This is a genomic window from Actinoallomurus acanthiterrae (genome assembly GCF_054775715.1).
The window spans coordinates 7,790,340-7,804,941 of the sequence record NZ_BAAHCO010000001.1 but is presented as its reverse complement, the minus strand read 5'-3'; the positions used below and the strand labels follow the sequence as shown (position 1 = coordinate 7,804,941).

Annotated in this window: 13 protein-coding genes; 7 read left to right on the top strand and 6 right to left on the bottom strand. The window is 71.9% G+C overall.

All coding sequences use genetic code 11. The features are described 5' to 3' along the window. Positions 1 to 5: 5 nt before the first annotated feature. A complete protein-coding gene (locus ACYVF7_RS36775; RefSeq protein ID WP_460349792.1) occupies positions 6 to 1,502 on the bottom strand; it encodes a HAMP domain-containing sensor histidine kinase in 1,497 nt (498 codons plus the stop codon). Then, a complete protein-coding gene (locus ACYVF7_RS36770) occupies positions 1,499 to 2,254 on the bottom strand; it encodes a response regulator transcription factor (protein WP_460349790.1) in 756 nt (251 codons plus the stop codon). Before ACYVF7_RS36770 ends, ACYVF7_RS36775 begins: the two co-directional genes overlap by 4 nt. Positions 2,255 to 2,441: 187 nt before the next feature. Between ACYVF7_RS36770 and ACYVF7_RS36765 the strand changes: the two genes are divergently transcribed. From ACYVF7_RS36765 to ACYVF7_RS36755, 3 genes are read left to right on the top strand one after another with little or no spacing between them, the layout of a single operon-like run. After that, a complete protein-coding gene (locus ACYVF7_RS36765; RefSeq protein ID WP_460349788.1) occupies positions 2,442 to 3,812 on the top strand; it encodes a ferredoxin reductase family protein in 1,371 nt (456 codons plus the stop codon). 15 nt (positions 3,813 to 3,827) lie between these two features. After that, positions 3,828 to 4,316, top strand: a complete 489-nt coding sequence (locus tag ACYVF7_RS36760) for an FMN-binding protein (protein ID WP_460349786.1) — start codon at positions 3,828 to 3,830, stop codon at positions 4,314 to 4,316. After that, positions 4,313 to 5,356 carry an FAD:protein FMN transferase gene (locus ACYVF7_RS36755; RefSeq protein ID WP_460349784.1) on the top strand — a complete coding sequence of 348 codons (1,044 nt, stop codon included), beginning with the start codon at positions 4,313 to 4,315 and terminating at the stop codon, positions 5,354 to 5,356. Before ACYVF7_RS36760 ends, ACYVF7_RS36755 begins: the two co-directional genes overlap by 4 nt. Here the strand turns inward: ACYVF7_RS36755 and ACYVF7_RS36750 are convergent. Both ACYVF7_RS36750 and ACYVF7_RS36745 read right to left on the bottom strand, forming a co-directional pair. Then, positions 5,272 to 6,075: an HAD-IIA family hydrolase gene (locus tag ACYVF7_RS36750; protein WP_460349782.1), complete on the bottom strand. Its 804-nt coding sequence runs from the start codon at positions 6,073 to 6,075 to the stop codon at positions 5,272 to 5,274. The genes ACYVF7_RS36755 and ACYVF7_RS36750 overlap by 85 nt on opposite strands. A gap of 302 nt (positions 6,076 to 6,377) precedes the next feature. Beyond that, positions 6,378 to 7,976 (bottom strand): adenylate/guanylate cyclase domain-containing protein, encoded by a 1,599-nt coding sequence (locus ACYVF7_RS36745; RefSeq protein WP_460349780.1) that lies wholly within the window; start codon positions 7,974 to 7,976, stop codon positions 6,378 to 6,380. An 89-nt stretch (positions 7,977 to 8,065) separates the two neighbouring features. Here ACYVF7_RS36745 and ACYVF7_RS36740 point away from each other — a divergent pair, with 89 nt between their 5' ends. From ACYVF7_RS36740 to ACYVF7_RS36730, 3 genes are all read left to right on the top strand, one after another. Then, positions 8,066 to 8,503, top strand: coding sequence for a lanthionine synthetase LanC family protein (locus tag ACYVF7_RS36740; protein ID WP_460349779.1), 438 nt, complete (start codon positions 8,066 to 8,068; stop codon positions 8,501 to 8,503). A gap of 38 nt (positions 8,504 to 8,541) precedes the next feature. After that, positions 8,542 to 9,471, top strand: coding sequence for an aldo/keto reductase (locus tag ACYVF7_RS36735; protein WP_460349778.1), 930 nt, complete (start codon positions 8,542 to 8,544; stop codon positions 9,469 to 9,471). A gap of 138 nt (positions 9,472 to 9,609) precedes the next feature. After that, a complete protein-coding gene (locus ACYVF7_RS36730) occupies positions 9,610 to 10,539 on the top strand; it encodes a hypothetical protein (RefSeq protein WP_460349776.1) in 930 nt (309 codons plus the stop codon). A 12-nt stretch (positions 10,540 to 10,551) separates the two neighbouring features. On the opposite strand, the gene fdhA is transcribed toward ACYVF7_RS36730, so the two are convergent. Beyond that, positions 10,552 to 11,769 (bottom strand): formaldehyde dehydrogenase, glutathione-independent, encoded by a 1,218-nt coding sequence (gene fdhA / locus ACYVF7_RS36725; protein WP_460349774.1) that lies wholly within the window; start codon positions 11,767 to 11,769, stop codon positions 10,552 to 10,554. A 250-nt stretch (positions 11,770 to 12,019) separates the two neighbouring features. Here fdhA and ACYVF7_RS36720 point away from each other — a divergent pair, with 250 nt between their 5' ends. Further along, a complete protein-coding gene (locus ACYVF7_RS36720; protein ID WP_460349772.1) occupies positions 12,020 to 13,612 on the top strand; it encodes an LCP family protein in 1,593 nt (530 codons plus the stop codon). Between the two features lie 85 nt (positions 13,613 to 13,697). On the opposite strand, the gene ACYVF7_RS36715 is transcribed toward ACYVF7_RS36720, so the two are convergent. Beyond that, a complete protein-coding gene (locus ACYVF7_RS36715) occupies positions 13,698 to 14,591 on the bottom strand; it encodes a glycosyltransferase (RefSeq protein ID WP_460349770.1) in 894 nt (297 codons plus the stop codon). Positions 14,592 to 14,602: the final 11 nt, after the last annotated feature.

Below are 14,602 nucleotides of genomic sequence, written 5' to 3'. Positions count from 1 at the left end.
CCGGATCACCGTGACCGGGGTTCCGGCTCCCGTGGCCTCGATTCCGCTGCCCCGACGGGGAGACGGATCCGGACGCACGTACGTGCCGGCTCGCTGGTGAGGTCGGCGGACCCGCCGTGGGCCTGGACGACGGCGGACACGATCGCCAGGCCCAGGCCGCTGCTGCCGGCCTTGCGCGAGCGGGAGCCGTCACCGCGTACGAACCGTTCGAAGACGTCGTCGCGCAGGTCGGCGGGGACGCCCGGGCCGTCGTCGATCACCTCGAGGGCGACCGTCCCGGCGGCGTCGGCCTCGGTGACGCGCACGGTGACGTTCGTGCCGGGCGGGGTGTGGGTGCGCGCGTTGGTCAGCAGATTCCCGATGACCTGATGCAGCCGGAACTCGTCGCCGTGGATCACGACCGGATCCTCCGGCAGGTCGAGGGCCCAGCGATGGTCGGGCCCGGCCGCCCGGGCGTCGCTGGTGATGTCGATGGCCAGCCGGGTCAGGTCGACCGGTTCGTGCGCGAGGGGCCGCCCGGCGTCCAGCCGCGCCAGCAGCAGGAGATCGTCCACGAGGTGGCCCATCCGCGTCGCCTCCGCCTCGATGCGGCGCAGCGCGTGATCGGTCCGGGGGCCGGGCTCACCGGGGTTCCGGCGGGCCAGCTCGGCGTGGCTGCGGATGCCGGCGAGGGGAGTGCGCAGCTCGTGGCTGGCGTCGGCGATGAACCGGCGCAGCCGGTCCTCGCTCGCGTGCCGCTGCGCGAGCGCCGACTCGACGTGCTCGAGCATGTGGTTGAACGCGGTGCCGACCTGACCGACCTCGGAGGCGGGGTCGGTGTCCGGCACCCGGGCGGGCAGCACGACCTCTCCGCTGGCCAGAGGCAACTCGGAGACGTGCATGGCGGTCGCGGCGACGCGGCGCAGCGGGCGCAGGGCGAGCCCGACCAGGATGGCGCCGGCGGCACCGGCGGCGACGAGGACGACGCCGAACACCGCGACCTCGACCATCTCGAGCCGGGCGACCGCCTCGTCGACGCCGTGCATGGGGAGCCCGGTGATCAGGACGTCACCGTCCTCGCCCGGGTTCGCCATGATCCGGTACTTGCCGAGGGCCTCGAGCCGGACGGTCCGCGCCCGGCCGTCGGCGGGCAGCGCCGCCAGCCGCGTCCGGTCCGCCGCGGACAGGTCGAGCTGACCGCGGGGGTCCCGCACGTCCCGGACGACGCCGCACTGCGTGATCCGGCCGCCGGCCAGGCGGGCGCCGAACGTGCCGACGGACTGGCCGTTGACCTTGTCGAAGTCGTCGCGCTCCACGGCGTGCTCGAGGCCGATGGCGTACCGGTTCTTGGCGTCGTAGAGCTGCTGGTCGAGCCGGCCGATGAAGAAGCGCTGCAGGGAGACGGTCGTGGCGACGCCGACGATGCCGCAGGCGAGGGTGAACAGCAGGAGCGATCCGACGATCAGCCTGCCGCGCAGCGTACGGACGCGGAGCCGTCTGCGGAGGGCGCGGTGCCAGGTCATGAGGCGGGCGGGCGCAGCGCGTAACCGACGCCGCGGACAGTGTGGATCATGGGCTCGCGCCCGGCGTCGATCTTCTTGCGCAGGTAGCTGACGTAGAGCTCGACCACGTGCGCCTGCCCGCCGAAGTCGTAGTTCCAGACCCGGTCGAGGATCTGCGGCTTGGACAGCACCCGGCGGGGGTGGCGCATGAAGTAGCGCAGCAGCTCGAACTCGGTGGCCGTCAGCTCGATCAGCTCGCCGTCCCGGTGCACCTCCCGGGCCTCCTCGTCCATCGTGAGATCGCCGACGGCGAGGACCTCGCCGCTCTGGGCGCGGGCCCGCCCGGAGCGCCGGAGCAGGCCGCGCAGCCGGGCCAGCACCTCCTCCAGGCTGAACGGCTTGGTGACGTAGTCGTCGCCGCCTGCGGTGATCCCGGCGATGCGGTCCTCGACGGCGTCCCGCGCGGTCAGGAAGAGCACGCACACGTCGGGGTTGTCCGCCCGCAGCCTGCGGAGCACCTCCAGGCCGTCGAAGTCCGGGAGCATCACGTCGAGGAGGACGGCGTCGGGCCGGAACTCCCGGCCCGCCTTGACCGCCTCGGCACCGCCGCCCGCGGTCATCACCTCCCACCCCTCGAAGCGCAGAACGCTGGCGAGGACCTCCGCGAGGCTCGCCTCGTCGTCAACGACCAGCACGCGTACGGACGAGCCGTCCGGGCGGGTCATGAGGGGATGCCGGGCCGCCGGGGAATCGGGGGATCGAGGGTCGTTCATCGCCACCTACGCTGCTCGCCGCATCTCTGAGCTGGGTGAGAAGTTCCTGAGAATGGCCTCTGAACGCTTGTATCCGTGCAGGTCAGCGCGGTCTAAGCAGGGACGCACAAGCCGTTCAGAAGGAACCTTCAGGTTACGGACCCAAAGTAGGGGATCGGAACGACCTAAAGCATACGGGGGGACAAACGTGACGACCTTGGACGAACGGGCCGCCGTCCGTCGGCCGCGGACACACCGGCAACCGGTGCGTGCCCGGCCCGCGCACGTGCTGACCCCGATCGCCCTCGGAGCGATCGCGGTGCTCGCCCTCTGGTGGCACGACACCCCGGCCGTCACCGGCTTCGGGGACTGGCTGACCAACGCGGGACGCATCACCGGCCTGCTCGCGGGTTTCGCCGCCGTCGTCCTGGTGGCACTGATGGCGCGGATCCCGGCGCTCGAACGCGGCGTCGGCACGGACCGGCTCGCCCGATGGCACGCGATGGGCGGCCGGTACATGGTCGGGCTCGTCGTGGCGCACGCGCTGCTGATCATCTGGGGGTACGCGGTCACCGCGCACACCGACGTGGTCCACCAGACGGGGACGCTGCTGGTGAGCTATCCGGACGTGCTGATGGCGACCGTCGCCGGCCTCCTCTTCGTCGGCGTCGGCATCGTGTCCGCCCGCGCCGCACGCCGCCGCATGCGCTACGAGACCTGGTACTACCTGCACTTCTACACCTATCTGGCGATCGCGCTGGCGTTCGCCCACCAGTTCGCGACCGGCGCGGACTTCATGACCGACCTGACCGCCCGCGTCCTGTGGGCGGGGCTGTACATCGTCGTCGGCGCCCTGCTGGTCTGGTACCGGTTCGTGACGCCGGTGCGGGCGGCGCTCCGCTACCGGATGCGCGTCGAGGGCGTGTACCGGGAGGCGCCCGGCGTCGTCTCGGTGTGGGTCCGCGGACGGCACCTGGACGAGCTCCGCGCCGAGGCGGGCCAGTTCTTCCGCTGGCGGTTCCTTACCCGTGACCTGGGGTGGGCTTCCAACCCGTACTCGCTGTCGGCGCCGCCACGGTCGGACATGCTCCGCATCACGGTCAAGACCTTCGGGGAGCACAGCGGCGCGCTGTCACGGCTGCGGCCCGGCACCCGGGTCTTCGCCGAGGGCCCGTACGGGGCCTTCACCGCCGGTCGCCGCCGGCGGCGCAAGGTGCTGCTGCTGGCCGGCGGGGTCGGCATCACCCCGATCCGCGCGCTGTTCGAGACCCTTCCGGCGGCTCCCGGCGACCTGACGCTCGTGTACCGGGCGACCGACTGGTCCGACGTGGTCTTCCAGGAGGAGCTCCGCCGGGTCGCGGAGATCCGGGGTGCGGCACTGCACTACCTGGTCGGCTCGCGCCGGGACCTCGGCGGCGACCCGCTGTCCCCGGCGGTCCTGACGCGGATCCTCCCGGACCTGACCAGCCACGACGTCTACCTCTGCGGGCCCGACGGCATGGTGAACGCCGCCAAGGCGTCCCTCCGCCAGGCGGGCGTGCCGCGCCGCCACATTCACCACGAGTCCTTCGAGTTCTAGAAGAGAGAGCACCTGATGAAGAGGGCGATCCTCGCCATCGTCGGCACCGCCGCCGGGCTGGTCCTCCTGCTGAGCTTCAAGACGCACCCGGCGTCCAGCAGCGGCACCGCCGCGGGAACCGGTACGGGCACGAGCACCGGCGGCGACACGGCCGCCCCGGCGCCGAGCGCGAGTTCCAGCCAGAGCTCCGGCGTCGGCTCGGGCTCCGGGAAGAGCAGCGGCTCCGCGACGCGCACCGTGACGGGCGACACCATCGACACCCGCTGGGGACCGGTCCAGGTGCGCGTCACGCTCACGAGCGGCAAGATCACCAAGGTCGAGACCGTCCAGGTGCCGGACGGCAACCCCCGTGACCAGGAGATCAACAGCTTCGCCGTCCCGCAGCTGAAGCAGGAGACCCTGGCCGCCCAGAACGCGAAGATCGACACGGTCTCCGGGGCGACCGTCACCAGCGACGGCTACATTCGGTCCCTGCAGAGCGCCCTCGACAAGGCGGGCAAATGACGGCGCGCAAGCACGTCGAGCACTGCATGGGGACCGTCTTCTCCTTCGACCTGCGGGAGCCGTATCCCGAGGACGGCGCCCTAGGGGAGGCCGTCCGCGGGCTGCACCGGGTCGACGCGACCTTCTCGACGTACCGGCCGGACAGCGACATCAGCCGCCTGGCGCGCGGCGAGGTCACGGCCGGCGACTGCGCCCCCGAAGTGGGGGAGATCCTCGCCCTGTGCGAGCGGCTCACCGAGGAGACCGGCGGCTGCTTCAGCGCCTACCCCGGCGGCACCCTCGACCCGTCCGGCGTCGTCAAGGGCTGGGCGATCGAACGCGCCGACGGCCTCCTCCGCGCCGCCGGATCCCTCAACCACCACATCAACGGGGGCGGCGACATCCGGCTGGCCGGCGGCCCTGAGCCGGGCCGCCCCTGGCGGGTGGGCATCGCCGACCCGCTGCGCCCCGGAGGGGTGGCCACGGTCATCGCCGGACGCGACATGGCCGTGGCGACCTCGGGCACCGCCGAGCGCGGAGCGCACATCCTCGACCCGCGTACCGGCCGGCCTGCGGCGAGCGGCCTCGCCTCCGTCACCGTGGTCGGGCCGAGCCTCACGCTCGCCGACGCCTACGCGACGGCGGCGTTCGTCATGGGGGAGGCCGCCCGCGACTGGATCGAGGGCCTCCCGGGGTACGAGGCGTACGCGATCGGCCTCGACGGGCGGACCTGGACCACAGCGGGCCTGCGCGCCGACGGCCCGGCTCGGTCTTCGACCGGACCCGCCCGCCCGGCGCGCTCCTCGGCCGCGTCCGGCGGTCCGACTCGGTCCTCGGTCGAGTCCGGCGGTCCGGGTCAGCCTTCGACCGGGTCCAGCGGTTCGTCTGGATCCTTGGCCGGGTCCAGGGGCTCGGTTCAGCCTTCGACCGGGTCCAGCGACCCGGCGCGGTACTCGGCCGGGTCCGCAGGCCGGGGTCAGCCGTCGGTCAGGTCCGGCAGGTCGACCATGTCCACCAGCTCGGCGATGGACGCGGCCACCCGCTGGGGACGGAACGGGTAGCGCTCGATCTCCTTCTCGGTGGTCACGCCCGTCAGCACGAGGATCGTGTACAGGCCCGCCTCCATGCCGGAGACCACGTCGGTGTCCATGCGATCACCGATCATCGCGGTGCTCTCGCTGTGCCCGCCGACGGTGTTGAGGGCGTTCCGCATCATCAGCGGGTTCGGCTTGCCGACGAAGTAGGGCTCGACCCCGGTGGCCTTGGTGATCAGCGCGGCGACCGAGCCGGTGGCCGGCAGCGCGCCCTCGGTGGACGGGCCGATCGGGTCGGGGTTGGTGGCGATGAACCGCGCCCCGTTGTTGACCAGGCGGATGGCGCGCGTGATCGCGGTGAAGCTGTACGTCCGGGTCTCGCCCAGGACGACGTAGTCGGGGTCGAGGTCGGTGAGGATGTACCCGATCTCGTGCAGGGCGGTCGTCAGGCCCGCCTCGCCCAGGACGTACGCCGAGCCGTGCGGGCGCTGATCGTCGAGGAACTGCGCGGTGGCCAGCGCGGACGTGTAGATGGACTCGACCGGTACGTCGAGTCCGGCCGCCCGCAGCCGGACGTGCAGGTCCCTCGGCGTGTAGATCGAGTTGTTGGTCAGCACCAGGAACGGCTTGCCGGCCCGTTTCAGTCGGCCCAGGAACTCCTCGGCCCCCGGCACGGGCTGGCCCTCGTGGACCAGTACCCCGTCCATATCGGTCAACCAGCAATCGATCGGCTTACGCTCGCTCATGCGACCAAATATCCCTCATTGCCGTGACCTTTATGCAGCCGGGATGCGCCCGGCGTGTGAGCCGCCGACATCGCCCGGGTGACCGGACGGGCCGATCATGGCCGGACCGCACCCCGCGCCGTCCTCGCGGGAAGGCGGTCGTGACCGGACCGCACCGGCGCCGTGGTCGCGGGAAGGCGGTCGTGACCGGACCGCACCGGCGCCGTGGTCGCGGGAAAGCGGTCGTGACCGGATCCCACCGGCGCCGTGGTCGCGGGGAGGCGGTCGATTCCTCCCTGGTCACCGGATCGCACCGGGTGCGGTCATCGGCGGAGGCGGTTGATCACTCGGTCGAGGCCGGTCGGCGGCGGACGCCGGAACGGCGCGGCCAGTTGCGTCCGCGCCGTACGGCCGCGCAGTGTCACGGCGCTGCCGAGTCGCCAGTGTGCCGCCTCCGCCTGGTCTGCGCCGGAGACGACCGTGCCCGACGCGAGCAGCCGGTCGGGGCTCGTCTTGGCGAGGTCGCTGAGGCGGGCGGCCTCGTTGACCGGGTCGCCGATCACCGTGTACTCGAGGCGCTGTTCCGCGCCGATGTGCCCGGCGACGACCTGGCCGGCCGACACGCCGATCCCGGCGATCAGCTCGGATAGCTCCTCCTGCAGCCGCCGGGTCAGCTCCCGCGCGGCGGCGAGCGCCTGGCCTGCCGGGTCGTCGAGCGGCTCGGGCGCGCCGAAGATGGCCAGGGCCGCGTCGCCCTGGAACTTGTTGATCAGGCCGCCGTGGCGGGAGACGACGTCGACGACGATCCCGAAGTACGCGTTGAGCAGGGCGACGACCTCGCCGGGCGGCCGGGTCGCGGCGAGGGTGGTCGAGCCCTTCAGGTCGACGAAGACGACCGCGGCCTCACAGGTCTCGCCGCCCAGGACGACCCCGTGTTCCAGGGCGTGGCGGGCGACGTCCTCCCCGACGTGCAGGCCGAACAGGTCACGCAGCCGCTCGTTCTCCCGCAGCCCCGTCGCCATGGTGTTGAACCCGGCCTGCAGCCGGCCGAGTTCGCTCGCGTCGTAGACCGGGACCGACGCCTGGAGGTCGCCGCGCTCGATCCGCGCCAGCCCCTCCCGTACGGAACGGACGGGGTCGGCGATCGCCCGGGCGGCGATGTAGGTCACCTGGAATCCCACGTACAGGGCGACGCCGCCCAGCGCCAGGATGGTGACGGCCAGCTGGGTGAGGGACATGCCGTCGACGACCAGGGCGGCCACCGCGGCCGAGATGAGACCGAGGAGCGGCACCGCGCTGCCGAGCGCCCACGCGAGCATGGTCCGCGGCGTGATGCCGAACCAGTCGTCGTACGCCGCCGGGCCGGAGGCCATCACGATCGCCGCGATGGCCCGCAGCAGGCGCTCGGCGAGCAGGTAGACGATCGCGCAGGTGGTGATCCCGCCGAGCGCCGTGATCATGCTGACCTTCAGGGCGAGCAGCTCGGAGTAGGACACGTCGATGACGGCCCAGCCCACGGCGCCCAGGCCCCACAGCGTGCCCTGCATCGCCATGAGCCGCAGCGGCCCGCGCAGCACGGCACGGCGCTCCTTGTCGCTCGGGTCGTGCTGGTGGCCGGCGAGGGTGCGCACCGGACGGAACAGCCACATCCCCCACACCACGCCGATCGGCGCGCCGAGCCCCAGATAGGCGCAGAAGACGATCAGGTTGACCAGCCGGACGTGGGAGGGGTCGGCGATGCCCGGCGGATCCGGCATCACGAACGTCGAGAACATCAGGACGAACAGCGCGCCGGCGAGATTCGCGCCGCCGACCGCGACGATGAGCAGCCACCGCGACCGGCGTACCAGCACGGCGCGTGAGGCACCGGGCGGCCCGTCGAGCCAGCCGCGGAGCCCTTTCGCCGATGTTCCGGCGGTCACCGCCCACCCCCTCCGCGCGTCCGTGGAGAACCAGTGTGACGGATCCGGGTGAATCACCCGAACGGGCAGGTCAGGGAACCGTACGTGACATGGGAGCGCGACCGCGCCCGTCGTGGTGCTACGGCGTGCCCGGGGTCTCCAGAGCCGTCCAGCTGGCCGCGCTGGCCCTGGGCCGGGACGACTGGCACGACCTCGCTCGCGCGTCCGTGCTGGTCTTCCTGGCGTCGCCCCGCGACCGGTGGAACGTCGGTGACACCGCGCTGTGCCACGGCTGGAGCGGCCTTCTTCACCTCCTGGGGTTGCTCAACCGGCACATCGACGACGAGAGGCTGACCGGCGCGCGAGACGAGATCGTGGACGTCATCACGGCGCGATTCGACGACGAGCTCCCCTTCGGGCTGCGGTTCACCGCGGGCGCCGACAGCCCGGGCTTCCTCGAAGGCTCCGGGGGCGTCGCGCTCGCGCTGGACGCCTACGCGGAGGACCGGTCCGCCGTCGGCTGGGACGAGGCGCTGCTGGTCGCCTGAGGCGCCATGCCGCGGGCCCTCCGTGACACGGTGGGGAGATGACTGTCATCGCGAGGCTGGGACTGGGCCTGGCCGCTCTCGGGCGGCCGGCGTACATCAACCTGGGTCGTGACGGGGCGCTGCCCGCCGACCGGACCGTCGAGGCGATGCGGGAGGCCGCCTGGCGGGTCCTCGACGCGGCGTACGCGGCGGGGATCCGCTGGGTCGACGCGGCCCGGTCGTACGGCCTCGCCGAGGAGTTCCTGGCCGGCTGGCTGGACGAGCGCGGGCACCGTGACGTCACCGTCTCCAGCAAGTGGGGATACGCCTACGTCGGCGACTGGCGCATGGACGCGGACGTGCACGAGGTCAAGGAGCACTCCCTGCCGAGGTTCCGGGATCAGCTGGCGCAGACGCGGAGGCTGCTCGGCGACCGTCTGGCGGTCTACCAGGTCCACTCCCTGATGGCGGACGGCCCGCTGTTCGCCGACGCCGGGCTGCTGCGGGCCCTCGCCGACCTGGCGGCCGAGGGCGTGCGCGTCGGCTTCTCCACGTCCGGGCCGGCCCAGGCCGAGACGGTACGGCGCGCGCTCGACGTGGAGGTGGACGGGCGGCCGTTGTTCACGGTGGTGCAGTCGACGTGGAACGTCCTGGAGCCCTCGGCGGGCGGCGCGCTCGCCGAGGCCCACGAGCGGGGCGCTCAGGTCCTCGTGAAGGAGGGACTGGCCAACGGCCGGCTGGCGGTGGACCCGCCTCCGGCGGTGCGGAAGGCGGCGGAGCGGCACGGCGTCGGCCCGGACGCGGTGGCGCTGGCGGCCGTGCTCGCGCAGCCCTGGGCGGACACGGTGCTGAGCGGCGCGGCGAGCGCGGGTCAGCTGACGTCCAATCTCGCGGCCACGACCGTCGTGCTGAGCGAGGAGGAGCTGGGCGCACTGGCGACGCCGCCGGGGGAGTACTGGGACCGCCGCGCCGCCCTGCCGTGGAACTAATCCGGTAATCATCGAAACACTGTGCGAAATCCCCGTATATCCGCGAACATGACTTGACTCGATGATCGCTATCCGCGACCCTCGTGGCACTTGGAGCGATGATCACGTAGCGGGACGACGGGACGAGAGGCTCGGTGCATGGGCGGATCCGACATCAGAGGTGCGATCCTGGCGCTGATGGCGACCCTCATCTACTACCTGGGCTTCATCGTCTTCCGGGTCGCCGCGAACCGCATGCCCGAGCTTCGCGGCACCCGCCCGTTCAGCCTGATCCGGTACACCTACACCAACTGGCTGTGGCTGTCCGGCCTGGTGATCGTGCTGGCCGGCGTGACCACCCAGGTCAAGGCGCTGACGATGCTCCCGCTGAGCCTCGCCCAGCCGATCTTCGCCGCCAGTCTCATCTTCGTGCTCTTCTACGCAGGCGTCTTCTTCGGCGAGCGGCTCGCCGGCCGGGAGTGGGCGTGCGTCGGCCTGTTCGGTCTGGCGACCGCGCTGGTCGGCGCGTCCAACGGCCGCCGCGAGGTGATGACCAGCGCGGTCGCGGGACCGGTGACCCTGTTCGCCGTGGTGATCCCGGGCATCCTGGTGGGCGTGGCGGTGCTGGTCGGCGGTGACATCCGGACGTTCGGCCGGCACGCCCGGCCCCTGGCCGGCGTCGCGTACGGCATCGGGTGCGGCGTCAGCCTCGGCGTCTCCGAGCTCGCGCTCAAGGGCGTCGCCGCCATCTACAACGCGCACGGGCTCGCGACGGCGGCCTACGGCACGCCGTACCCGTACGTCGCGGTCGGGATGGCGGCGCTCGGCCTGGCCCAGCTGCAGATCGGCCTGCAGCGCTGCCGCATGTCGATCGTCGTGTCCGTGCTCACCGTGACCGCCAAGACCCAGTTGGTGATCCTGGGCACGGTGCTCTACAAGGAGCCGTGGCCGTCCGACCGGCTGCTGCTCGCACTGCGGATCGGCGCGTTCGTCCTGGCCGGCGCGGCGCTGGTGCTGTTCCCCCGGCACGAGGCCGTGGAAGAACGTTCCGGCGCCGCGCTGGCCTCACCCGCGCGCGAGCGCGCCTAGCGCGCGTCGCCTTTAGAACCGCGCGCCCGCCAGCTCGCCGTGCGGGTCGAGGACGTACTTGTGGGCGGCGCCCCTGTCGAACTCCTCGTAGCCGTGCGGCGCCTGGTCCAGCGGGATGACGAGGGCGTTGACGTTGCGCGCGATCTGGACGCGGTCGTGCAGGATCGCCATCATCAGCTGCCGGTTGTAGCGCATGACCGGGCACTGCCCGGTCGTGAAGACGTGCGACTTGGCCCAGCCGAGACCGATGCGGATGCCGAGCGTGCCCTCCTTGGCCTTCGTGTCGGCGGCCCCCGGGTCGCCGGTGACGTACAGGCCCGGGATGCCGATCCGGCCGGCGGCACGGGTGGCGTCCATCAGGGAGTTCAGGACCGTGGCGGGCTGCTCGCTGGTCGAGCCCTCCGGTCCGTGGCCCCGCGCCTCGAAGCCCACGCAGTCGACCGCGGCGTCGACCTCGGGCCGGCCGAGGACGTGCTCGATCTCCTCGGCGAGGTTGCCGTGAGCCGACAGGTCGACGATCTCGCAGCCGAAGCTGCTCGCCTGCGCGAGCCGGTCCTTGTTCATGTCACCGACGATCACGACGGCGGCGCCCAGGAGGTGGCACGCCGTGGCGCAGGCCAGCCCTACGGGGCCGGCGCCCGCGACGTACACCGTCGATCCGGTGGTGACGCCCGCGGTGTACGCGCCGTGGTAGCCGGTGGGGAAGATGTCCGACAGCATGGCCAGGTCGAGCAGCTTGGCCATCACGGTGTCCCGGTCCGCCGGGATCTTCAGCAGGTTCCAGTCGGCGTACGGGACGACGACGTACCTCGCCTGTCCGCCGTGCCAGCCGCCCATGTCGACGTAGCCGTACGCCGCGCCGGCCCGGGCGGGGTTGACGTTCTCGCAGACGCCGGTATGACCCTCCTTGCAGTTGCGGCAGCGGCCGCAGGCGATGTTGAACGGGACACTGACGATGTCGCCCACCTTGACGAACTCGACGTCCTCGCCGGTCTCGATCACTTCGCCGGTGATCTCGTGGCCGAGGGTGAGACCGGCGGGAGCGGTGGTGCGTCCGCGCACCATGTGCTGGTCGGAGCCGCAGATGTTGGTGGCCAGCACCTTGAGGATGGCTCCGTGCTGGAGCCTGCGGTTGTTCTGTTCTTCCAGGACGAGCGTCGGATAAGGCAGGTCCTCGACCGATACCCTGCCGGGTTCGACGTAGACGACGCCTCGATTGGTATCCGCCACGACTGATCCCCCCCAAGCGGATGTCCTCGCTTGGCGCCGGGGCGCGGCAAGACACCGTCCCCCTGCGGCGCCTTGTGATCAAAGTCTACGCCTGTGGCGATTCGCGGTAAACGTCCAGGTAGAGCGCTAACGTGGGTTGGTTCTTTACTTTGCGCGTCAAATGCCGTGATTGTCATCCGATGCACTTCGGCGTGCGTCTAAGGGGCAGAGACCCGCGCGGCACGCCCGCGCGACCGATCGATGAGGTGGAATGGCCGACAACGACGCTGACGACGTGACGCCGGAGAACGCGTCCCCGAAGGCGCCGGACGCCGAAGACCCGGCGGACGACACGCAGACCGCGGGCCAGAAGGAAGAGCCGGGCGACGAGGCGACGAGCACGGAGAAGGCCGGAGAGACCGGCGGCTCGGACGGGGCGAACGCTCCCGACGGAGCCGGCGAGTCCGACGCGACCGGCCGCCCGGACGGGCCCGGCGACTCCGGTGGTGAGGGCGGGCCCGCGCCCGGGGCCGGGCGCCGCCGCGGGCGGCGCGTCGTGCGCTGGGTCGCCGCCGGCGTCGCGGTGGCGCTCGTCCTGGCCGGCGGCACGGCCTTCGGGCTGTACGAGAAGCTGCAGGGCAACATCCACAAGGAGCACGTCGACCAGCGGCAACTGGGCACCAACCGCCCGCCGAAGCTGAACAAGTCGATGAACATCCTGCTGCTCGGCTCGGACTCCCGGGACGGGGAGAACCACGAGTACTGGTCGCCCGACATCAGCGGGGAGCGCTCGGACACGACGATCCTGCTGCACCTGTCGCCGAACCGGGACCGCGCGGTGGCGGTCAGCTTCCCCCGCGACTCGATGGTCCACGTCCCCGACTGCAAGAAGAAGCGCGGCGGGACGGTCCCCGCGTTCTTCGGCATGCTCAACGCCGCCTTCGCCTACGCCGGGGCGACCTGCACCTGGAAGATGATCGAGGCGGACACCGACATCCACATCGACCACTACGTGAAGATCGACTTCGCCGGGTTCAAGCGGGTCGTCGATGCGCTCGGCGGGGTGGAGATCTGCGTGCCGCAGGCGGTCAACGACCCACGCGCGAACCTCTCCCTGAAGGCGGGCCGCCAGGTCGTCAAGGGCAACGACGCGCTGGGGTACGTCCGTACGCGCTACGGCCTCGGCGACGGCTCCGACCTCGAGCGGATCCAGCGGCAGCAGAAGTTCATGGCCTCGGTGGTGAAGAAGGCCACGAGCCAGGACATGCTGACCGACCCGACCCGGGCGTACAAGTTCCTGAACGCCGCCACCAAGTCGATTTCCACGGACGACGAGTTCAGCGTGTCCGCGATGAAGAAGCTCGCCACGAGCCTCAAGGGCATCAGCGCGGGCACCGTGCGGTTCGTCACCGTCCCGACGCAGACCTACCCGAAGGATCCCAACCGCGTGCAGTGGGACATGGCCCAGGCCGGTCCGCTGTTCGACGCGATCCGCAAGGACGACGGCCTGCCCGCACCCAAGCCGGAGCCGTCCATGCCGGCGGCGCCGAAGCCGCAGGACGTCAAGGTCAGCGCGGTCAACGCGCCGAAGAGCGCCGTGAAGGACCTGAAGGCCCAGGGCTTCCAGGTGACGGCGGCGAAGGGCCCGGCGCAGCCGCAGACCAGGATCCTGTACGGGCCCGGGGCGGAACGCTTCGCCGACGCGCTCGCGGTCGCCGTCCCGGGCGTCGTCATCGCCGCCGACAACACCGTCGCGCCGGGCACCGTCTCCCTGGCCGTCGGCCCGGAGGGCGTCCAGGTGAAGAACCCGGACATCCCCAAGGTCAACGGCGAGATCAACGCGGCCCAGAATCCCTGCAAGTGAGCAGCACGATCAACACGGCTCAGAAGCTCTGTCAGTGAGCGGCGCGGTCAACACGGCTCAGAAGCCCGGTAGGTGAGCAGCGAGGTCAAAACGGCTCAGAAGCCCGGTCGGTGAGCACGGCGTCGTTGGGCCGGGGACCGGAGCGGACGCCCGCCCACAGTCCCCGGCCCAGCGCGCGGGCCAGGTCCGCCCGGTCGGCCGAGCCCGCGAGCGTACGGGCCCAGCGGCGCGCCGTCGCCCCGGCGTAGAGCAGGCGTTCGCCGGGGCCGAGGCAGCGGCTGCGGGTGAACAGCCACACCTTGTTGCGGACCTCGTAGAAGAACCGCCGGCCCGGGTCGAAGCCGGGGGAGGCCGTTTTGTGCACGGCGACGCTGTCCCCGCACAGCAGGCCGGTGCGCCCGCGCAGCAGCCGCAGCGTGAACTCGAAGTCGTCGTTCCACAGGAAGTAGTCGGCGATGGGCAGGCCCCGCTCCCGTACGGCGTCGGCGTCGACCAGCACCGACACGAACGACGCGGACCGGATCCGGGCGCACCCGGGGACGGCCGACGGCCTGGACCGGGGGGTGTTCATCGGATGGTCGCGGCCGTCGGTCCACACGACGCGGCTCGCGACGAGCGCGGGCGGCCGCCCGGCGCCGTCCCGCCCCCGGTCGCGAGCCGCCAGCAGGGCGGCCAGCGCGCCGGGCTCGGGCACCGTGTCGTCGTCCAGCAGCCAGAGCGCGTCCGGGCCGAGGTCCAGGGCGCGGGCGATGCCCGCGGCGAACCCGCCCGCTCCGCCGGTGTTGCGGGGAAGCTCCAGCAGTCGGACGGCGGGGAAGCGCTCGCGTACCAGCTGCGAGGTGCCGTCGGTGGAGGCGTTGTCGACGACCACGACCGTGTCCGGCGGCCTGGTCTGCCCCGCGAGGGCGGTCAGCGCCTCGGTCAGCAGATCCCGCCGGTCGTACGTGACAACCACGGCGGCGATTTGGGCGTCTTTCACCTGACACCTCA